This window comes from Dyella sp. (genome assembly GCF_035503745.1).
In the GTDB taxonomy this organism is placed as follows: domain Bacteria; phylum Pseudomonadota; class Gammaproteobacteria; order Xanthomonadales; family Rhodanobacteraceae; genus Dyella_B.
In genome coordinates, this window is record NZ_DATJTC010000036.1 from 1 (window position 1) to 19,460 (window position 19,460).

Here is a 19,460-nt window from a genome sequence, read left to right on the forward strand (position 1 = left end):
GAGAGCGCTTGCATGGCATGCAAGAGGTCGCCGGTTCGATCCCGGCTGGCTCCACCAACACATACGTCCCCATCGTCTAGAGGCCTAGGACATCACCCTTTCACGGTGGCGACCGGGGTTCGAATCCCCGTGGGGACGCCAACTTCAAGCGATAGCCAAAAGGCCGTCACGTAAGGTTGGAAATGGACTTAGTGTGTAAAACGCTTGGAAGGCAATACAACGCGGAGCGGTAGTTCAGTCGGTTAGAATGCTGGCCTGTCACGCCGGAGGTCGCGGGTTCGAGTCCCGTCCGCTCCGCCATTTGCATACAACGTTGTGATCGCAAGAAGCTCGCCGCCGCGCGGGCTTTTTTGTTGCCCGCGCGCGCTATTTCTTCGGCGCCGATTCCAACGTACCGCTCGAATGACCCTGCTCGCCCAGGTACTCCAGCCAGCGCGCGAGAAATCCATTCATCTGCAAACGGTGCTGGAAGACGGTGTGCGCGGGCGGAAAAGGTCCAAGTACCTGCCACAGATGCCGCCCCGGATGGCAGTGCAAGGCTTCGGCCACGTGGGCATCGGTATACACGCGCAATTGCGCCGCAGGGGCGCGAATGCCCGTTTGCGTGTCCACGAAACCATAGGTGAGCTCAAGCTCCAGGGTGTACGGATGGCACTGCTGCACGACCAGGTGCACGGGCAGTCCGTCATCCACATCCGATACGTAGTCGCCCACCGCCAGCTTCTGCGGCGCGAACAGGCGCGTAAGCCGATGGTAATTTTCGGCATAGAGCCCCATCAGGAACTCAAAACGTCCCGGCAGCAAGGCGGTGCGGCGGTCGAGCACGACACTCATAAATGCAGGACGCTCCTCTCTCTTCTCATCAACGTCAGAACATGGTTTTTTCGATACCGAACTGATCGAAGATCTTGCTGGCGATTTCTTCGATCGACACGTGCGTGGTGTTGAGGCAGGGAATGCTCGCCTGCCGCAAGAGCCGGTCGGCCTGTTCCAGCTCCCATCGGCACTGCTTGAGCGTGGCATAACGACTGCCCGGACGCCGCTGTTCGCGGATCTGCGCCAGCCGCTCCGGCTCGATCGTCAAACCGAACAGGCGGTGTTTGTAGGGGCGCAGGCGCGAGGGCAGTTCGAGCTTTTCAAGGTCCTCGTCGGTCAGGGGGTAGTTGGCGGCGCTGACGCCGTAATGCAAGGCCATGTATAGGCAGGTCGGGGTTTTGCCTGAACGCGATACGCCGACCAGGATCAGGTCCGCCTGCGCATAGTCCACGTCCATGCCGTCATCGTGGCTCAACGCGTAATTGGTGGCATTGATGCGCGCCTCGTATTTGTCGAAGTCCACCAGGCCGTGGGAACGGTTCACGGCGCCGGAGTGGCGGGTACCCAGTTCGTCTTCCAACGGACCGATGAACGGCGCGAACACATCCAGCATCAGCGCGCCGCTGGTGGCGACGATGTCGCACAAGGCACGGTCGGCCATCGTGTTCACCACGATCGGCCGGTCCCCGCTCTGGGCGTAGCGCGTCTTGATGCGTAGTGCGGCCGCCTCGGCTTTCTGCGGCGTATCGATGAACGGCAGACGGTGCTTCTCGAACTGCACGCCCTCAAACTGGGCAAGAATGCTGTTGCCGATCGTCTCGGCTGTAATACCAGTGGAATCGGAGATGAAAAAAACCGAGCGCTGCATGCAGGGTCCATGGGCGGGAGTGGTTCCTGCCCCGCACCATATCGCAAGCGCGAACACCTGTCCTTCCTTGACCATCACCTGACTGGTATGCAGTTGGCGCGGTGCCGGCCGGTAATGGTCTTCTTGTGCCCTGCACCATCCCCAGCGGACAATACCAGTCTTATGCGGCCCGCTTTCCCCGCGCCGCCCCCAGCCATCAATTAGAGCTCTTGAGGAGACTCCCCTTGAACGACCTGGTGCTTTGGCTCGACCAACTGCGCATGACCGACCTTGGCAAGGTGGGCGGCAAAAATGCGTCGCTCGGCGAGATGATCGGCAACCTGGCCCAGCTGGGGGTTTCGGTGCCCGGCGGCTTTGCCACCACCGCCGACGCCTTCCAGCAGTATCTGGAAAAAAGTGGCCTTTCCAAGCGCATCGCCGAACGCCTGGCGACGCTGGACGTGGATGACGTCGATGCGCTGGTCGCCGGCGGCAAGGAGATCCGCGGCTGGATCGTCGATACCGCCCTGCCCGCCGAGCTGGAAAAGGCCATCCGCGAAGCCTATGCCAAGCTGTGCAAGGACGCCGGCAGCGACGACATCGCCGTCGCCGTGCGCTCCTCCGCCACCGCCGAAGACTTGCCGGACGCGTCGTTCGCCGGCCAGCAGGAAACCTTCCTCAACGTGGTCGGCATCGAGGACGTGCTGCATAAGGTGAAGGAAGTCTTCGCCTCGCTGTACAACGACCGCGCCATCGCCTATCGCGTGCACCAGGGCTTCAAGCACGAAGACGTATTCCTCTCGGCCGGCGTGCAGCTGATGGTGCGCTCGGACGTGGGCGCTTCGGGCGTGTTGTTCACGCTGGACACCGAGTCCGGTTTCCGTGACGTGGTGTTCGTTACCGGCTCCTACGGTCTGGGCGAAATGGTCGTGCAAGGCGCGGTGAACCCCGACGAGTTCTACGTCTTCAAGCCCACGCTTAAGGAAGGCAAGCCGGCGGTGCTGCGCCGCAGCCTGGGCGCGAAGCAGCAGCGCATGGTGTACTCCAACAAGCCGGGCGAACGCGTACGGATCGAGGAAACCCCGGCGGCGAACCGCCACCGCTTCTGCATTTCCGACCAGGACGTGCAGGAACTGGCCAAGCAGGCGCTGGTGATCGAAAAGCACTACGGCCGCCCGATGGACATCGAGTGGGCCAAAGACGGCAACACCGGCAAGCTCTACATCGTGCAGGCGCGCCCGGAAACGGTGAAGTCGCGCGCGCACGCCACGCAGTTGGAGCGCTTCCACCTCAGCGAGAAGGGCAAGGTACTGGCCGAAGGCCGTGCCATCGGCCAGAAGATCGGTGCCGGCAAAGCGCGCGTGATCCGCTCGCTCGCCGACATGAACAAGGTGCAGCCCGGCGACGTGCTCATCGCCGACATGACCGACCCCGACTGGGAGCCGGTGATGAAGCGCGCCTCGGCCATCGTCACCAACCGTGGCGGCCGCACCTGCCACGCCGCGATCATCGCGCGCGAACTGGGCGTGCCGGCCGTCGTGGGCACCGGCAACGCGCTGGATACCATTCCGGACGGCCTTGACGTCACCGTGTCCTGCGCCGAAGGCGACACCGGCACGATCTACGAAGGCCAGCTGAAGTTCGAGCGTGTCACCGCGGACCTGGGCAAGATGCCCGAAGCGCCGCTGAAGATCATGATGAACGTGGCCAACCCGGAACGCGCCTTCGACTTCGGCATGCTGCCGAACGCCGGCATCGGCCTGGCGCGCCTGGAAATGATCATCGCCAGCCACATCGGCGTGCATCCGAAGGCGCTGCTGGAATACGGCAGGCAGGATGCGCAGACCAAGGCCAAGATCGACGAGCGCATCGCCGGCTACGCCGATCCGGTGAGCTTTTACGTCGATCGCCTCGCCGAGGGCATCGCCACCATCGCCGCGTCGGTGTATCCCAAGCCGGTGATCGTGCGCCTGTCCGACTTCAAATCAAACGAGTACGCCAACCTGCTCGGCGGTTCGCGCTATGAGCCGCACGAAGAAAACCCGATGATCGGCTACCGCGGTGCGAGCCGCTACGTCGATGCGGGCTTCGCCGAATCGTTTGCCCTGGAATGCAAAGCCGTCAAGCGCGTACGCGAAGTGATGGGCCTCACCAATGTGTGGGTGATGATCCCGTTCGTGCGCACGTTGGACGAAGGCCGCAAGGTAGTCCAGGTGCTGGGCAAGAACGGCCTCAAGCAAGGCGAGCACGATTTGAAAGTCATCATGATGTGCGAGCTGCCGTCCAACGCCCTGCTCGCGGACGAATTCCTCGACATTTTCGACGGCTTCTCGATCGGCTCCAACGATCTTACCCAGCTCACCCTGGGACTGGATCGCGACTCCAGCGTGGTTGCGCACCTGTTCGATGAACGCGACCCGGCGGTGAAAAAGCTGCTATCGCTGGCCATCCAGACGGCGCGCAGGCGCGGCAAGTACGTGGGCATCTGCGGCCAAGGGCCGTCGGATCACCCCGACCTCGCCGAATGGCTGATGGACCAGGGCATCGAGTCGGTCTCGCTCAACCCCGACACGGTGGTTGACACCTGGCTGCGCCTGGCCAAGCGCAAAGCGGGCTGATTACGGGCAAGACGCAAGACCCTGGGGCGGTGGCGACACCGCCCCTTTTTTCTGTGCGTAACCGTCCGCCTGCGGAAACTCACCCCCGAAATACGCTGTCCACACAGGTCAGGAACGGATCACCTTTCCCGCCACCGGCTCCACAGGAGCGCCCCATGCGCCGTCTGATGTCCTTTCTCCATCGGAACAAGGGATTCATCGCATTCATGCTGTGCCTGATCATGTTCCGCAGCGCCCTGGCCGACTGGGCCGTGGTACCCACCGGCTCGATGCAGCCCACGATCCAGATCGGCGACCGCATCCTGATCGACAAGGCCGCCTACGACATCCGCCTTCCGCTTACGCACATATCGCTGCTGCATCTGGCCGATCCTCGTCGCGGCGACATCGTGGTGCTCGATTCGCATGCGGCAGACGAACGCCTGGTCAAACGCGTGATCGGCATTCCCGGCGATGAAATCGCGCTGCGCTCGAACGTGCTGTACGTCAATGGCGTGGCGGCCCGCTACACGCCAACACAGGTGCGGGGCATCCACGCCGACCGGCTCGATCCCGCCCGCTACGCGGTCGAGCAGGTGGACGGCATGCGGCACCTGGTCCGGCTGTCTGTCTACCATCCCAGCGAAGCTCGCGACTTTGGACCGGTCATCGTTCCCGCGGGCCAATACCTGCTGCTGGGCGACAACCGCGATGACAGCGAGGATTCCCGCTACCTGGGCTTCTTCCCGCGCAATGAAATCGTGGGGCGCTCGCGCTACGTCGCCATGTCGCTGGATCCGGAAAATCACTACCTGCCGCGCGAAGCCCGCTTCGGGGCGCGGCTGGACGGATCCGGCGTCGCGGCAAGCCGATAAGTCGCCGGGCGCCAGTTGTCAGGGTCGCGTCCAGCACGTATCATGTCCGGCTCGCGTGGACCACACGCACCCTTTCGGAGAGGTGGCAGAGTGGTCGAATGTACCTGACTCGAAATCAGGCGTACGTGTAAGCGTACCGTGGGTTCGAATCCCACCCTCTCCGCCAGTAATATCAGTGATTTACATAATCCCGACCTAGCGTCGGGATTTTTGTTTCTATATACCGGGTAACCCCAGGGTCACCGGAAAAATTTTCTCTGATAGACGACGCTTAACTTTTGCGCCATAGAATTTGGACGTTAACGGACCTAGCGCGGAGGGCGCATGCCTGTAATGATATCGCAGGTAGTATCATGAACCTTAATAAGCTGAAAAAGCTTGAGGCGAAGTTACTTGCATTGGCTAATCCACCTAGGCCGATCAGAGCACAGGAGTTGCAGTCGATCGCCAAAAAACTGGGTCGAAAGAAGGCAAAACGTGGAAGTGAACCGAACTGGGTACGTTTAAGCGACCCGGTCTTGTGTCCACCAATTTCTATCCCAGATCATGGTGGCAAAGACATTAAAAGCAGAACGGCGAGGAGCATCATTGATGCGCTGCTGAACGACATAGACGTTTGGAAGCAGCACATAAATGAAGGCACAACCCCTGAGGGCAACGACACGGACGGACAGGATGACGATGATGACGAAAACGATGACAACCAAGATTGATTTGGCCACGGCTAGACCGAGCATCCCATCATCCGCGAAAGACTATTTGTCGCTTCCCTATGCTCGCAAATTGACGCCAGATCCAGATGGCGGGTTCACAGCTACCATTCAAGAATTTCCAGGCTGCATCGCGGAAGGTGACACCGCTGACGAAGCGCTCAGGAATTTGGAATCAACTGCAATATCATGGATTGAAGCACAGCAAGATCTCGGACAAGAAATTCCACTACCCATAGATAATTTCGGGTACAGCGGAAAAATTGCGCTACGAATCCCCAGGGGCATTCATAAGCAAGTTGCAGAATTAGCGCTTAGCGAACAGACAAGCGTAAATCAATTATTGCTAGCCGCGATCGCGAGTTATGTAGGCGCCAAGGGGGTTGCTGGCAAAGTTGCGGATGACTTCTCGCGTTTAATGGCGAAAAAAGTAGAAAACTACCTGGTCGATGGTTTGCAACTGTTGCAGCTACAAATGTTCCAGCATACCCGTATAGCTACAAACAACTCGCACCGACTCATCGCAGACGTTCCAAACATAACTCTCATAAGCTACAACACCAAACGCACAGAGGCGAAAGTAATCCATGGCCCAACCTAATAGCTATGCGTTCTCCTATCAGGAAGTTGCTACTGCTCTACTGAAGCAACAGGGCATTCATGAAGGCATCTGGCAGGTTGCCGTTACCATTGGCTTCGGTGTCAACAACTTTGCTCGCCCTGAAAATCCGACAGAACTGAGACCCGCGGTTTTGACCATAATTGATGCGATTGGGCTGCAAAAAGTCACCGAAAAAACGAATCTCACTGTCGATGCTGCAGTAGTAAATCCGAAGACCCCTGCGGCCTCAAAAAAAGCGGCCAAATAGTTTAAAAAGCCCAACAGTGTTGGGCTTTTCTTCAGAAGCACGTACCGTTTAAATCAACCTCATTGAGCAGCTTTCCCTCCGTTCTTCAGGAATGGATTCTTTACATGCTGTGCTGGTGCGGATACCCATGATCGAGTTTGGACACGGAACCCATGTCGGATTGCGCCGCACGCGCAACGAGGACACCTATTACGCCGACGCCGCGCTGGGCCTGTTTCTGGTCGCCGACGGCATGGGGGGACATCAGCATGGCGAAGTCGCTGCAGCGCTGGCTCGGGACACCGTGGTAGCGCGCGTGCGCGCCGGCCAGCCGTTGGCCGAAGCGATACATGGCGCGGCAGCCCAAGTACTGGAACACGCACAGCGCTACGACGATGCCCTGCCGATGGGCAGCACCATCGCTGCCATCCGCATCAGCGACCAGGGCTACGACATTGCATGGGTGGGCGACAGCCGCATTTATCAGTGGAACAATGGCCTGCACCGGGTCAGCCACGACCATTCGCTGGTGCAGCACCTGGTCGCGGCCGGTGCGGTGGATGAAAAGCAGGCCGCGCGCCACCCTTATCGCAACGTGCTGACTCAAGCCCTGGGCATTACCGCACTGGATCAATTGCACGTCAGCATGGCCACGGGCCAGCTTGTACCGGATATGGCTTTTCTCGTGTGCAGCGACGGTTTGACCGAGGAAGTCAGCGACGCGGCCATCGCCGACATGGTGGCAAGGCAAGAACTGGCCGCGCAGGAATGCGTGGATCATCTATTGCTGGCCGCGCTCGATCACGGCGGCAGCGACAACGTTACCGCCATCCTCGTGCGCGTGCGCTGACGCGCCGGAACACACGCCGGTTCAGGCTTCCGATTCCTGCCGCCGCCATACCGACTGGCCGCCAGCGCTCTTGTCCAGCGAATCGAGCCGGCGCAGATGCGCATCGACCTCCTGGGCATTGGCGCGCAATACGCGCGGACGACGCGATAGCGCCACCGGCGCGGTAGCCATGCGCACCCGCGTATCGGCCGCGCCCTCGAAGCCCAGGTCCAGCACCACCTGCCCCGAGGTCATCGCCAGATAGACGTCGGCCAGCAACTGCGCATCGATCAAGCCGCCGTGCAAATCGCGCGCGGAATTGTCCACGCCCAGGCGCTTGCACAAGGCATCGAGGCTGTTGCGCTGCCCCGGATAGCGTTCGCGTGCCAGCGCCAGCGTATCGAGCACGCTGCAGCGATCGGCAAGGCGGCCGTAGCTTTCGCCCAGGCGCGCCAGTTCGGCATCAATGAAGCCGACGTCGAACGTCGCGTTGTGGATGATCAATTCCGCACCGTCGATAAAGGCGAGGAACTCGTCCGCGATTTCCGCGAAGCGTGGCTTGTCGAGCAGGAATTCATCCTCGATGCCGGTGACCTGGCGCGCGCCCTCATCGATCGCGCGCTCCGGGTTGAGGTAGGTCTGGTAGCGCTGCCCGGTCGGCCTGCGTTCGATCATTTCCACGCAGGCGATTTCGATCAGGCGATGGCCCTGGCGCACTTCCAGGCCGGTGGTTTCGGTATCCAGGACGATCTGTCTCATGCTTGATCCCTGTATTGCTCGGCCTGTTCGCGCGCGGCCTGGTCCACGCGTTCGTTTTCGAGATGGCCGGTGTGACCGCGCACCCATTGGAAGCGCACCTTGTGGGGTGCCACCGCTGCCGCCAGCCGTTGCCATAAATCCTGGTTCTTCACCGGCTTTTTGTCGGCGGTGCGCCAGCCGTTCTTGATCCAGCGTGGCACCCATTCCTCGATGCCCTGCATCACGTAGCGGGAGTCGGTGGTCAGTGTCACCGCACATGGTCGCGTAAGCGCTTCGAGCGCACTGATCGCCGCGAACAGTTCCATCCGGTTATTGGTGGTCTGCGCTTCGCCGCCGCTGAGCAGCCGTTCGGTACCCTTTGCCCTCAATAGTGCCGCCCATCCGCCGGGACCAGGATTGCCCAGGCAGGCGCCATCGGTAAACGCTTCCACATCCGCCACGCATTCTGCTCCAACGTTCTTGTTTGTAATGATCAACTGACCGCGCTGCGCCGCGCGCCCGGGGCCAATCCGGCCGGAACCTGGGCCGCCACCGGCTTGGGCCGCAAGCGCGTGGGTACGCTCATGGGGCCTTTCTTGCGCGCCACCAGCACATAGCCGCCCCCGAGCAGGCCCGAAGCCTCCCCTGGCCCGCTAGAGGGCATGGGCAAGACCCTCCCCACGCGCTGCACACGCTCCACCTGCAGTTCGGCCCGGCGCAGGCGCACGGCAAGCTGAATGGGCGACTTGGCATGGGCGGCCGTACCGCGCGTCTGCCACAGCCACCAGGGCGTCCAGCCACTTAACGGATTGATACCGGTCAGCACCAGCATCCCGCCCGGGGCCAGCACCCGCACGATGTCGTCGAGCGAGAGCGGCGTAGGCTCCAGCGCATGGCGCAACAGGATGAAATCGAATGCCTCGTCGGCGAACGGCAGGGGCTCGTTGGCGCTGGCCCGCACATCGCCCTCCAGGCGTTCCTGCACCAGCCGCAGCGTGACCCACTGGCCAAGATAGGGCGGATTGGGCGGCCGGTCTTCCTGGGCCGCAGAGAGCAGCAGCGCGCGACGCCCCGCGCAGCGCCGCAAATCCGGCGTGTAGGCGATGGCCTCGTCCGCCAGCAAGCCGCGCATGGGCGTGCTGGCGTAGATGTCGTGGGCGCGCTTGGGCATGAAGGAAGGGCCTGTCGCCGGGCGGGGTCCAAAGATTCTAAAGAAGAGTCTACTGGTTGGATTCGCAAAGACGAACCAGTACCCAACAACATTCGAACTATATTTCGATTAACACTTATCTAACGAGGGCGCGCCTCCGGGGTCTTATAGTCGGCCACCATGCGCAAGCCATGAGCCTGCGCCAGTCGATACGAAACCGCAGCGGAGTACGCCTTGCACGTCGTACCGTTACCGGCGCTTGCCGACAACTACATTTGGCTGCTTCATGATGACGAGGGCAATGCCGTTGTCGTCGACCCGGGCGAGGCCGCCCCGGTGGAGTCAGCCCTGTGCGCACGCAAGCTCACGCTGCGTGCCGTCTTGCTGACCCATCATCACCTCGATCACATCGGCGGCGCAGCCCGGCTGCGCGACGATCACCGCGTACCGGTGTACGCCCCCAACGACGAGCGGATCGACATCGCCACGCATCGCGTGAATGACGGCCAAACCTTGCGCCTGGAAAAACCCTCGGCGCAGTGGCAGGTGATCGCGGTGCCGGGACACACCTTAAGTCATATCGTTTACGTGGGCGAAGGCGTGCTGTTGTGCGGCGACACCTTGTTCAGCCTGGGCTGCGGACGTCTATTTGAAGGCTCGCCCGCGCAAATGTTGTCCTCGCTGCAGCGCATCGCCGCGCTACCTGGCGATACGCTGGTGTGCTGCGGCCATGAATACACGGCCGCCAATGCTCGCTTCGCACAAACGGTCGAGCCGGATAACCTGGCCCTGCAACAGCGCGCGGACGAAGTGGCCAGACTGCGCGCCGAGCATCGCCCTAGCGTGCCGGCTACGCTTTCTAGCGAACTGGCCTGCAATCCGTTCCTGCGCGTGGATAGCGCAGGCGTGATGGACTGGTGCCGCCGGCATGGCGCGGCGAACGACCCGGTCGCGCGCTTTGCGGCATTGCGCTCTGCCAAGGATGCATTCGGCGCATGAAAATCGCCAAGCGCATTCTTCCCTTCATGCTTGCTTCATTGCTGGCCGCGTGCGCAACGCCTTCGGCTGTCGGCCCCACGCGTGTACCCAAGCCCGTGCCTGCACCAGCACCGGCACCCGCGCCAGCGTCAACGCCCGCAGCACCTGCCTCACCCTCTTCGCAAGCGCCTTCCTCGCCTGCCGAAACGGCCACTGTGTGGGACAAATTGCGCGGCAGTTTCGCCATGGCCGACTGCGATGCCGATCCGCAGATCATGGTTTGGGCGCATCGCTATACGCAGGATCCGCAACGCTTCCAGGCGCAGATGAGCGGCGCGCTGTCGCAATTGGTCTACGTGCAGCAGGTGGCCGAAAAATACGACGTCGCCGGCGAATTCGTGCTGCTTCCGTGGGTCGAAAGCCAATACCGCCCGGTACCTGGACACCGCAATCTTCCCGCCGGCATGTGGCAGATCGTACTGAGCACGGCGCACGTCATCGGCCTGCACGTGGATCACAACTACGATGGCCGCCTGGATACGTCCGCCGCCACCGACGGCATCATGCGCATGCTGCACCAGTACTACGGGCAGCTGCACGATTGGCGCCTGGTCGATTATGCGTTCAATCATGGCGAATTCGGCGTGCAGAAGCTGGTGCAGAAATACGGCGAACCGCCGGAGCAGCCGGTGATTCCCAAGATGCCTATTGCGCACGTCACGCGCGAACACCTGACCAAGCTGCTGGCCATCTCCTGCGTGATTCGCGATCCGTCGCGCTTCAACGTCGAACTGCCCACGCTTGAGCCCGATCAGCATCTGGAAGCCGTACAGATCACCCATGGCATGACCTTATCCAGCGCGGCGAACCATGCGGGCATGGACACCAGCGTGCTCAAGCGGCTGAACCCGGCGGTGCAGGGCGATGTGCTGGGTGCAAACGTTCCGCAGTTGCTGATGCCGCGCCGCAACGCCGAGCAACTGCGCAGCACCATGCAGATGGCCAACGACCAGGACATGACAGCCAGCTTGTCCGGATCGGACGCCGCCGTGCGCACCCCCTTCGCGGACAAGTCCGCTGCCGGCCAGGATGACGACGCGGCAACCGACACGCCGCACCATGGGAGAACGCACACCGTGCGCTCGGGCGAAAGCCTATGGCTAATCGCCAAGCACTATTCGGTCAGTGTCCGCACCCTGGAACGCATCAACAACCTGCACGGCAAGCCGCTCAAGCCGGGCCAGGTGCTCAAGCTGGATACGCCCTGACGGTTTTCCATGCCTGGACGTATGGAAGCCCCGCCACGCCATGCCTGCTAAACTGCGTCCCTTGCGCTATCCGGCGCAGTGACAACCTTTTGGAGGACGCATGGGATTCCTGCACGGCAAGCGTGCCCTGATCACCGGCATTGCCAGCCAGCGCTCGATCGCCTGGGGCATCGCCAACGCAATGCACCGCGAAGGCGCGCAACTGGCCTTTACCTACCCCAACGATCGCATGAAGGATCGTGTGGACGAAGCGGCCAATGCGTTTGGCTCCAACATCGTGCTGCCGTGCGACGTCGCCGATGACGCTCAGATCGACAACCTTTTCGTCGAACTGGGCAAGCATTGGGATGGCTTTGACATCCTGGTGCACTCGATCGGCTTCGCACCGCGCGAGGCGCTCCAGGGGCAGTTCCTGGACAATCTGACCCGCGAAGGCTTCACTGTCGCGCATGACATTTCCAGCTACAGCCTGGCTGCGCTGGCCAAGGCCGCACGCCCGATGATGGCCGGCCGCAACGGCGCCATCCTCACCCTCACCTACCTCGGTGCCGAGCGCGCGCTGAACAACTACAACGTGATGGGCCTGGCCAAGGCGAGCCTGGAAGCCAACGTGCGTTACCTGGCACTGAACCTGGGCCCGGAAACGACTCGCGTCAACGCGATTTCCGCCGGTCCCATCAAGACGCTCGCCGCCGCCGGCATCGCCAACTTCCGCAAGATGCTCGACCACGTCGAAGACAACGCCCCGCTGCGCCGCAGCGTCACCATTGACGAAGTGGGTAACGTGGGTGCGTTCTTGTGCTCGGATCTGGCCTCGGGCATCACTGGCGAAGTCACCTACGTGGATGCCGGCTACAACATTCTGGGCATGACCGGCGTTTAAGCCTTCTGCCAGCGGGACAAAAAAGGGCGACTCGTCGAGTCGCCCTTTTTATGGGCAGCGCACGGCGGCGCCACCGATTTTGCCGCCAGGCGCCTTACATTCTGTCCTTGGCGATTTCGATCTTCGCATTCGCCTTCAACATGTCGACGAAACCGTTCGTTTCGAGCACGCCGTAGTACTGCATCATTCCGCGGTACTCTTCGCGGCGTTCGTCGGCGGAGATCTTGGACAAGTCGCCCGGTTGGACCTTGTCGACCGCGAGCACCGCATACACGCCGTTGCCCATGGCAACGTCAGCGTATTGCGCCTTGCCGTTCACCGGGTGGGGCGTCACGAAAGCCTTGGTGCGCACAGGCGCCGGCACGTCGGGAGTGTTGGGCAGCGCGACGCGCTGGATCTCGGCGGCGGTCTGCAGCTGCGCATGTTCGGCCTGGGCGAGCGTGGCCATGTCCTCGCCCTTGCTCAGCCGGTCGACCAGCACGTCGGCCTTCTGGTGCGCGGCATCGGCGATGCGCTGGTCGAGGATCTTCTGCACGATCACGCTGCGCACATCGGCCACCGCACGCGGCGAAGCCGGCACATGCTTGTCCACTCGCAGCACGATGGAGTCATTCTTGCCCAGGTCGATCAAACTGGAGTTGTTGCCCGAGGCAAGTACGTCGGTCGAAAACGCGGCGGCGATCACCTTGGGATTGGACGCCACGGGCCCCTGCCCGCCGTCACGGCTAAACAGCGGCACTTCCTTGATCGGAAGTTGCAGCGCTTGCGCCGCAGGCTCCAGCGAACCCGGGTTCTGCGAGGTCAGGTCGGTCATCTTGCCGGCCACGTCGCTGTACATGCGATCGCGGTCCGCGGTGGTGGCTTCTTTCAACAGCTCGTCGCGTACTTGTGCGAAGGGCTTGGCCTGACCGCTGTGCACATCACGCAGCCAGATGATGTGATAGCCCTCCTCGGAAAGAACCGGCTTGGAAATCTGGCCCTTCTGCATCGAAAACATGGCCGACTCGAAGGCCGGGTTGGTCACGCCTCTCTGCAGCCAGCCCAGGTCGCCGCCCTGCAGTTTGGAACCGAGATCGTCCGAGTCCTGCTGGGCGAGCTTGGCGAAATTCTCCGGCGTGGCTTCGGCAGCGATCTTGTCCGCTTTTTCCAGCGCCGCCTTTTGCTGTGCCGGCGTCGCGTTCTTCGGCACGTTGATGAGGATATGCGACACCTCGCGCTCCTCGGGCATGCCAAAGCGCTGGATTTCATCCTGGTAGCGCTTCTTCAGCTCGTCTTCGCTAGGCGGCTGCGCATCGGACTTCAAATCGGCCGCATTCACTTCGATATATTTCAGCGACACCTGCTCGGGATTCATGAAATCCGCCTGGTGCGCCTTGTAGTAATCCTGCACCTGGGCGTCGGTGACCTGCGCATCGGCCGGCGCCGGGCGCGGCAACACGAAGTAGCGGATGTCGCGGCGCTGGCGTTGCACTTGCAGATAACGGTCGACGTCGGCATCGGTGACGATGGTGCTGCCGCTGATGGCATCGGGAAGCAATCCGATCAGCATGGAGTCGCGTACGCTGCTCTGGAATTTCTCCGGCGTCATGCCATTGGCCGCCAGGGCGGCGCGATAGACCTCCGGATCGAACTTGCCGTTGACCTGGAAGCTGGGAATGGCCGCGATGTAGTCGCGCAGTGCCTGGTCGGGTACGCGCATGCCAATGTCGTCGTTGGCCTTCAGCAGTAACTGCTGGCCGATCAGCTGGTCGAGCACGTGCTGCTTGAAATCGGGCTTGTCCAGCAGGGACGGGTCGAAGCGATCGCCCATCTGCGCGCGCAGTTGCTTGCGCTTGTCGTTCATCGCGTCCTGGAACTGCTGCTGGCTGATCTCGCGCTTGCCCACCTTGGCGACGAAGGTTTCCGCCTGAGCGCTGAAGTAGCCTTCGATGCCGAAGAAGGACATTGCAAATACGGCGACGCCCAGCACGATAATGGCTGGCCATCCATGTATTTTGTCACGTAGCGACTGCAGCATGAGTTCTTCTCGCGATGTGTTGGCGTGTTTGGGCGCGTAACCGAAACAACGTGATCCTAAACAACAAGGGCGCCACGCGGGCGCCCTTGCAAACCGTGGCGGAGCGGACGGGACTCGAACCCGCGACCTCCGGCGTGACAGGCCAGCATTCTAACCGACTGAACTACCGCTCCACATTCTGGTGGGTGCTGTAGGGATCGAACCTACGACCCTCGCCTTGTAAGGGCGACGCTCTACCGCTGAGCTAAGCACCCGGACCCCTTGGGGCCGCTTAGTTTAGGGCGTCCTTGAGCGTCTTGCCAGCCTTGAAGGCAGGAACCTTGGAGGCGGCGATCTTGATCTCTTCGTTCGTACGGGGGTTGCGGCCGGTACGCGCGGCGCGGCTGCGCACCGTGAAGGTGCCAAAACCCACCACGGACACATCTTCACCGCTCTTCAGCGCCTTCTGCACGGTTTCGAAAAAAGCCTCCAGTGCACGGCCGGCATCGGCCTTGGTCAACTCGGCATGTTCGGCCACGGCATTGATCAGATCGGTTTTATTCATTGAGTTACTCCCTTGAACAGGTATACGGCCCGCGGATAGGTTTGGGACGGGACAACGCAGGAAAGAATCATGGATTGGAGGATGGCGCTGCCACGCGATCCCGCATCGCTGTGCATTCTGCTGAAGCCCCAGGATGGCGGTGAGCCTTTATACCAGCGCCCCCAATGGTCCGCAATACAAGCAGTACCAACGCTTTGCGGGTGTTCATCGACATCCGGGCGCACGCTGGCACACGCATGCAACCGTTGTTTAACAACAGTATTGCAGGACGCGATAAGGCGACACGCATAACGTGTCGCCCATCGCACATTGCGCGGCGCCTCAGGGTCAGTGCGGGCGCGCGGGCACCTCGGCGCCGTCTTCGTGCGGCGTACCTTCGGACGTGGATGCAGACGATTCCGCATCCTTGGCGGGCAGCGGCTGCAACGGACGCTCCAGGGCGATATCGAGCACTTCGTCAATCCAGCGCACGGGATGGATTTCCAGCGATCCGGTGATGTTTTGCGGAATATCGGCCAGATCCTTGCGGTTCTCGTCGGGAATGATCACGGTGGTGATGCCGCCGCGATGCGCGGCGAGCAGCTTTTCCTTCAAGCCGCCGATCGGCAGCACGCGGCCGCGCAAGGTGATTTCACCGGTCATCGCCACCTCCGAACGGACCGGCACCTTCGTCAGCGCCGACACGAGCGCCGTGCACATGGCGATACCCGCGCTGGGCCCGTCTTTGGGCGTGGCGCCTTCCGGCACGTGAATGTGCAGATCGAATTTCTCGTGGAAATCGGGCTCGATTCCCAACTGGCTGGCACGCGCACGAACCACTGAGAGTGCAGCCTGGATCGATTCCTTCATCACATCGCCCAACTGGCCGGTATGCACCTGGCGGCCCTTGCCCGGAACGATCGAGGCTTCGATGCTCAGCAAGTCGCCACCGACCTGCGTCCAGGCCAGGCCGGTCACCAGACCGATTTCGTTTTGCAGTTCCTTGCGGCCGAAATCGAAGCGGCGTACGCCCAGATATTGATCGAGATTGGCCGAATCGACGCGCACCTTGCCGGGCGCCGCGGCTTTCGCCTTGCCCTTCCGGCTTTCGGCGCTCGCGGACTTTTCGGTGTCTTTCTTGCGCTCGCCGAGCGTCAGCTGCTTCACCACTTTACGGCAGATCTTGGAGATCTCGCGCTCGAGGTTGCGCACGCCCGATTCGCGCGTGTAGTAGCGCACGATGTCGCGCACGGCTTCTTCATCCACCGCGAGTTCGTCGGGCTTCAGGCCGTTCGCCTTGATCTGCTTGGGCAGCAGGTACTTCTGCGCGATGGCCAGCTTCTCATCCTCGGTGTAGCCGGGAATGCGGATGACTTCCATGCGGTCCAGCAGCGGACCGGGAATGTTGAGCGAGTTGGCGGTGGCGATCCACATCACCTCGGAAAGATCCAGATCCACTTCCAGGTAATGGTCGTTAAAGGCGTGGTTCTGTTCGGGATCGAGCACTTCCAGCAGCGCCGAAGACGGATCGCCGCGGAAGTCCATCGACATCTTGTCGATTTCATCCAGCACGAACAGCGGATTCTTGCTGCCGACCTTGTTCATGTTCTGCACGATGCGTCCGGGCATCGAACCGATATAGGTACGACGGTGGCCACGGATTTCAGCTTCGTCGCGCACACCGCCCAGACTCATGCGGACGAACTTGCGGTTGGTCGCCTTGGCGATCGATTGGCCGAGCGAGGTCTTGCCCACGCCGGGCGGCCCGACCAGGCACAGGATCGGTCCTTTCATCGAACTCACGCGCTGCTGCACGGCGAGGTATTCGAGTATGCGTTCTTTGACCTTCTCCAGCCCGAAGTGATCGGCATCGAGCACGTCCTGCGCGAGGGCGAGATCCTTGCGCACCTTGCTGCGCTTTTTCCACGGCACGCCGATCAGCCAATCCAGGTAGTTGCGCACCACCGTGGCTTCGGCCGACATCGGCGACATTTGCTTGAGCTTGCCAAATTCCTGCCGCGCCTTGGCCAGCACGGGCTTGGGCATGCCCGATTCTTCGATTTTCTTTTGCAGCTCTTCGATTTCGTTGGGGCCATCTTCGCTTTCACCCAGTTCCTTCTGGATGGCCTTCATCTGTTCGTTGAGGTAGTACTCGCGCTGGCTCTTTTCCATCTGCGACTTGACGCGGCCGCGAATGCGCTTTTCCACTTGCTGCAGATCGATCTCGCCATCGACAAGGCCGATTAGCAGTTCCAGGCGTTGGCCGACGTCGGCCGTTTCCAGCACCTTCTGCTTGTCGGCCATGCGCACGGTGAGATGCGCGGCGATGGAATCGGCCAGACGCGAAGGGTCGTCGATGCCCGAAAGCGTCGCCAGCACTTCCGGCGGCAGCTTGCGGCTTTGCTTGACCAATTGCTCGAACAGCGAGACCAGCGTGCGCGAGACGACATCGAGCTCACGCTCCTTGACGCTATACACCGGCTCGATCACGCGCGAGTGCGCAATGAGCATGCCGGCGTCGTCGTGATATTCCTCGATGGCCACGCGCGACTGTCCTTCCACCAGCACCTTCACGGTGCCGTCTGGAAGCTTTAACAATTGCAGCACGCCCGCCAGGGTGCCGATTTGGTGAAGGTCCTTGATGGCAGGATCGTCGATATCCGGGCTCTTCTGGGCAACGAGTAGAATCTGACGCTCGCCTTCCATCGCGCGCTCCAGCGCACGCATGGATTTGTCGCGGCCGACGAACAGTGGAATGACCATGTGCGGGTAAACCACGACGTCGCGCAACGGAAGCACCGGCAATGCGTCGAGCAGAGCACCCGGGGTGGTTGCGGTAGATGCGGCATTTTTTGCCATCGCAGAAATCTCTCGCGAAAAGTAAGACGGACGACCCCGACACTGCGCCGAGGCCACTGTCTCGTCAAGTGGAGGCTTTGCGGCCAGCACTCAAGTGCTGGCCCGGCAACAAAAAACAAACGGCCCCGGCATCAACCGCCGGGGCCGCACAGGACAGAGCCGTGTGACGATCAGGCTGCGGCGTCGCCGCTTTCGCTGCTGATGCGCGCCTGCTGCTGCAAGTTTCCACGATAGATGAGATAGGGCTCGGCCTGTCCTTCGATCACCGCATCATCCACGACGACCTTGCTGACATGCTCCAGCGACGGCAGCTCGTACATCGTGTCCAGCAGCACTTGCTCGAGGATGGTGCGCAGGCCGCGCGCGCCCGTCTTGCGCTTGAGCGCCTTGCGGGCCACGGCCTGCAGCGCCTCGGGACGAAACTCCAGATCCACGCCTTCCATCTCGAACAGCTTGCGAAACTGTTTGGTGACGGCATTGCGCGGCTCGGTGAGAATCTTCACGAGCGCCGCTTCATCGAGCTCGTCCAACGTTGCCACCACGGGAAGACGGCCGACGAATTCAGGAATCAACCCGAAACGCACCAGATCGGAGGGCTCGACTTCGGCCAGTACCTTGCCGAGATTTTCCGTGCGCTCTTTCGAACGCACTTCCGCGGAGAAGCCGATGCCGGTTGTTTCGGAGCGCTGCTGGATCACTTTTTCCAGGCCGGCAAACGCGCCACCGCAAATGAACAGGATGTTCTTGGTGTCCACCTGCAGGAATTCCTGCTGCGGATGCTTGCGACCGCCCTGGGGGGGCACCGAGGCCAGCGTGCCCTCGATCAGCTTGAGCAGAGCCTGCTGCACGCCTTCACCGGAAACGTCGCGCGTGATCGACGGGTTCTCGCTCTTGCGCGAGATCTTGTCGATCTCGTCGATGTAAACGATGCCCGACTGCGCCTTTTCGACGTCGTAGTCGCACTTCTGCAACAACTTCTGAATAATGTTCTCGACGTCCTCGCCCACGTAACCGGCTTCGGTCAAGGTGGTGGCGTCGGCGATCGTGAACGGCACGTTGAGCAGGCGCGCCAGCGTTTCGGCCAGCAGCGTCTTGCCCGAGCCGGTCGGCCCGATCAGAAGGATGTTGGATTTGCCCAGCTCGATATCGTCGCTGCGCTGACGCGATTCCATCCGCTTGTAATGATTGTAGACCGCCACGGCCAGCGCCTTCTTGGCGCGCGTCTGTCCGACCACGTACTGGTCGAGGGTCTCCATGATCTCTTTGGGCTTGGGTAGCTGGCTGCGCCCGGAGGCGGCCTTCTCTTCAAGCTCCTCACGGATGATGTCGTTGCACAGCTCCACGCACTCGTCGCAGATGAACACGGACGGACCCGCGATCAGCTTGCGCACCTCGTGCTGGCTCTTGCCGCAGAAGGAGCAGTAGAGAATCTTGCCGCTGTCGTTGGAACGGCCCTGCCGCTCGTCGCTCATTCGTTTGATCCTGCTGAAAAATCCCGGTACGGGTCGAGGATAGCACAGGG

Annotated in this window: 18 protein-coding genes and 5 tRNA genes; 12 read left to right on the forward strand and 11 right to left on the reverse strand. The window is 61.6% G+C overall.

Translation table 11 applies throughout. The features are described 5' to 3' along the window. The first annotated feature begins 65 nt into the window (after nt 1–65). Nucleotides 66–141 (forward strand) — tRNA-Glu (locus VME63_RS13745). An 82-nt stretch (nt 142–223) separates the two neighbouring features. After that, a tRNA-Asp gene (locus VME63_RS13750) sits at nt 224–300 on the forward strand. A 66-nt stretch (nt 301–366) separates the two neighbouring features. Here VME63_RS13750 and VME63_RS13755 read toward each other — a convergent pair. Together VME63_RS13755 and ppsR are read right to left on the reverse strand one after the other, a co-directional pair. Further along, the gene (locus tag VME63_RS13755; protein ID WP_325433929.1) at nt 367–834 is read right to left on the reverse strand and encodes a DUF1249 domain-containing protein; all 468 of its coding nucleotides are present in this window, start codon (nt 832–834) and stop codon (nt 367–369) included. A 34-nt stretch (nt 835–868) separates the two neighbouring features. Beyond that, a complete protein-coding gene (gene ppsR, locus VME63_RS13760; protein WP_325433930.1) occupies nt 869–1,684 on the reverse strand; it encodes a posphoenolpyruvate synthetase regulatory kinase/phosphorylase PpsR in 816 nt (271 codons plus the stop codon). A 224-nt stretch (nt 1,685–1,908) separates the two neighbouring features. Here ppsR and ppsA point away from each other — a divergent pair, with 224 nt between their 5' ends. The 7 genes from ppsA to VME63_RS13795 all read left to right on the forward strand — a co-directional run bounded on the left by ppsA (nt 1,909) and on the right by VME63_RS13795 (nt 7,543). Then, nucleotides 1,909–4,281 carry a phosphoenolpyruvate synthase gene (gene ppsA, locus VME63_RS13765; protein ID WP_325433931.1) on the forward strand — a complete coding sequence of 791 codons (2,373 nt, stop codon included), beginning with the start codon at nt 1,909–1,911 and terminating at the stop codon, nt 4,279–4,281. Between the two features lie 155 nt (nt 4,282–4,436). Next, nucleotides 4,437–5,135: a signal peptidase I gene (gene lepB / locus VME63_RS13770; protein ID WP_325433932.1), complete on the forward strand. Its 699-nt coding sequence runs from the start codon at nt 4,437–4,439 to the stop codon at nt 5,133–5,135. Between the two features lie 76 nt (nt 5,136–5,211). Further along, a tRNA-Ser gene (locus VME63_RS13775) sits at nt 5,212–5,301 on the forward strand. Nucleotides 5,302–5,488: 187 nt separating this feature from the next. Continuing rightward, nucleotides 5,489–5,848 (forward strand): hypothetical protein, encoded by a 360-nt coding sequence (locus VME63_RS13780; protein ID WP_325433933.1) that lies wholly within the window; start codon nt 5,489–5,491, stop codon nt 5,846–5,848. Further along, nucleotides 5,832–6,446 (forward strand): type II toxin-antitoxin system HicB family antitoxin, encoded by a 615-nt coding sequence (locus VME63_RS13785; RefSeq protein ID WP_325433934.1) that lies wholly within the window; start codon nt 5,832–5,834, stop codon nt 6,444–6,446. The genes VME63_RS13780 and VME63_RS13785 overlap by 17 nt, the downstream gene beginning before the upstream one ends. Next, nucleotides 6,433–6,714: a hypothetical protein gene (locus tag VME63_RS13790; RefSeq protein WP_325433935.1), complete on the forward strand. Its 282-nt coding sequence runs from the start codon at nt 6,433–6,435 to the stop codon at nt 6,712–6,714. The genes VME63_RS13785 and VME63_RS13790 overlap by 14 nt, the downstream gene beginning before the upstream one ends. Before the next feature lie 127 nt (nt 6,715–6,841). Then, nucleotides 6,842–7,543, forward strand: a complete 702-nt coding sequence (locus tag VME63_RS13795; RefSeq protein WP_325433936.1) for a PP2C family protein-serine/threonine phosphatase — start codon at nt 6,842–6,844, stop codon at nt 7,541–7,543. A gap of 21 nt (nt 7,544–7,564) precedes the next feature. Here VME63_RS13795 and dnaQ read toward each other — a convergent pair whose 3' ends face one another. The 3 genes from dnaQ to VME63_RS13810 are packed head-to-tail and all read right to left on the reverse strand — an operon-like array spanning nt 7,565 to nt 9,431. Next, nucleotides 7,565–8,281, reverse strand: coding sequence for a DNA polymerase III subunit epsilon (gene dnaQ / locus VME63_RS13800; protein ID WP_325433937.1), 717 nt, complete (start codon nt 8,279–8,281; stop codon nt 7,565–7,567). Next, nucleotides 8,278–8,721: a ribonuclease HI gene (rnhA, locus tag VME63_RS13805; protein WP_325433938.1), complete on the reverse strand. Its 444-nt coding sequence runs from the start codon at nt 8,719–8,721 to the stop codon at nt 8,278–8,280. The genes dnaQ and rnhA overlap by 4 nt, the downstream gene beginning before the upstream one ends. A gap of 32 nt (nt 8,722–8,753) precedes the next feature. Then, a complete protein-coding gene (locus VME63_RS13810; RefSeq protein WP_325433939.1) occupies nt 8,754–9,431 on the reverse strand; it encodes a methyltransferase domain-containing protein in 678 nt (225 codons plus the stop codon). A 213-nt stretch (nt 9,432–9,644) separates the two neighbouring features. On the opposite strand from VME63_RS13810, the gene gloB reads away from it, so the two are divergent. From gloB to VME63_RS13825, 3 genes are all read left to right on the forward strand, one after another. Then, a complete protein-coding gene (gene gloB / locus VME63_RS13815) occupies nt 9,645–10,409 on the forward strand; it encodes a hydroxyacylglutathione hydrolase (protein ID WP_325433940.1) in 765 nt (254 codons plus the stop codon). Next, nucleotides 10,406–11,656 carry a LysM peptidoglycan-binding domain-containing protein gene (locus VME63_RS13820; protein ID WP_325433941.1) on the forward strand — a complete coding sequence of 417 codons (1,251 nt, stop codon included), beginning with the start codon at nt 10,406–10,408 and terminating at the stop codon, nt 11,654–11,656. The genes gloB and VME63_RS13820 overlap by 4 nt, the downstream gene beginning before the upstream one ends. 100 nt (nt 11,657–11,756) lie before the next feature. After that, a complete protein-coding gene (locus VME63_RS13825) occupies nt 11,757–12,539 on the forward strand; it encodes an enoyl-ACP reductase FabI (RefSeq protein ID WP_325433942.1) in 783 nt (260 codons plus the stop codon). A 94-nt stretch (nt 12,540–12,633) separates the two neighbouring features. Here VME63_RS13825 and VME63_RS13830 read toward each other — a convergent pair whose 3' ends face one another. The 6 genes from VME63_RS13830 to clpX all read right to left on the reverse strand — a co-directional run bounded on the left by VME63_RS13830 (nt 12,634) and on the right by clpX (nt 19,410). Continuing rightward, the gene (locus VME63_RS13830) at nt 12,634–14,556 is read right to left on the reverse strand and encodes a SurA N-terminal domain-containing protein (RefSeq protein WP_325433943.1); all 1,923 of its coding nucleotides are present in this window, start codon (nt 14,554–14,556) and stop codon (nt 12,634–12,636) included. A gap of 96 nt (nt 14,557–14,652) precedes the next feature. After that, a tRNA-Asp gene (locus tag VME63_RS13835) sits at nt 14,653–14,729 on the reverse strand. 6 nt (nt 14,730–14,735) lie between these two features. Further along, nucleotides 14,736–14,810 (reverse strand) — tRNA-Val (locus VME63_RS13840). Nucleotides 14,811–14,827: 17 nt separating this feature from the next. Continuing rightward, nucleotides 14,828–15,100, reverse strand: coding sequence for an HU family DNA-binding protein (locus tag VME63_RS13845; protein ID WP_325433944.1), 273 nt, complete (start codon nt 15,098–15,100; stop codon nt 14,828–14,830). A gap of 327 nt (nt 15,101–15,427) precedes the next feature. Next, on the reverse strand, nt 15,428–17,938 hold the full coding sequence (gene lon / locus VME63_RS13850; RefSeq protein ID WP_325433945.1) for an endopeptidase La: 2,511 nt from the start codon (nt 17,936–17,938) through the stop codon (nt 15,428–15,430). Between the two features lie 170 nt (nt 17,939–18,108). Next, nucleotides 18,109–19,410 carry an ATP-dependent Clp protease ATP-binding subunit ClpX gene (clpX, locus tag VME63_RS13855; RefSeq protein WP_325433946.1) on the reverse strand — a complete coding sequence of 434 codons (1,302 nt, stop codon included), beginning with the start codon at nt 19,408–19,410 and terminating at the stop codon, nt 18,109–18,111. Nucleotides 19,411–19,460 lie beyond the last annotated feature (50 nt).

Bases quoted from the DNA above. Each gene is read 5' to 3' on its own strand.
- VME63_RS13785 (WP_325433934.1), top strand. From the start codon at position 5,832: ATGACAACCAAGATTGATTTGGCCACGGCTAGACCGAGCATCCCATCA.
- VME63_RS13845 (WP_325433944.1), bottom strand. From the start codon at position 15,100: ATGAATAAAACCGATCTGATCAATGCCGTGGCCGAACATGCCGAGTTG.
- VME63_RS13830 (WP_325433943.1), bottom strand. From the start codon at position 14,556: ATGCTGCAGTCGCTACGTGACAAAATACATGGATGGCCAGCCATTATC.
- VME63_RS13755 (WP_325433929.1), bottom strand. From the start codon at position 834: ATGAGTGTCGTGCTCGACCGCCGCACCGCCTTGCTGCCGGGACGTTTT.
- lepB (WP_325433932.1), top strand. From the start codon at position 4,437: ATGCGCCGTCTGATGTCCTTTCTCCATCGGAACAAGGGATTCATCGCA.
- VME63_RS13810 (WP_325433939.1), bottom strand. From the start codon at position 9,431: ATGCCCAAGCGCGCCCACGACATCTACGCCAGCACGCCCATGCGCGGC.
- VME63_RS13795 (WP_325433936.1), top strand. From the start codon at position 6,842: ATGATCGAGTTTGGACACGGAACCCATGTCGGATTGCGCCGCACGCGC.
- VME63_RS13790 (WP_325433935.1), top strand. From the start codon at position 6,433: ATGGCCCAACCTAATAGCTATGCGTTCTCCTATCAGGAAGTTGCTACT.
- lon (WP_325433945.1), bottom strand. From the start codon at position 17,938: ATGGCAAAAAATGCCGCATCTACCGCAACCACCCCGGGTGCTCTGCTC.
- VME63_RS13820 (WP_325433941.1), top strand. From the start codon at position 10,406: ATGAAAATCGCCAAGCGCATTCTTCCCTTCATGCTTGCTTCATTGCTG.
- VME63_RS13780 (WP_325433933.1), top strand. From the start codon at position 5,489: ATGAACCTTAATAAGCTGAAAAAGCTTGAGGCGAAGTTACTTGCATTG.
- ppsR (WP_325433930.1), bottom strand. From the start codon at position 1,684: ATGCAGCGCTCGGTTTTTTTCATCTCCGATTCCACTGGTATTACAGCC.
- VME63_RS13825 (WP_325433942.1), top strand. From the start codon at position 11,757: ATGGGATTCCTGCACGGCAAGCGTGCCCTGATCACCGGCATTGCCAGC.
- dnaQ (WP_325433937.1), bottom strand. From the start codon at position 8,281: ATGAGACAGATCGTCCTGGATACCGAAACCACCGGCCTGGAAGTGCGC.
- clpX (WP_325433946.1), bottom strand. From the start codon at position 19,410: ATGAGCGACGAGCGGCAGGGCCGTTCCAACGACAGCGGCAAGATTCTC.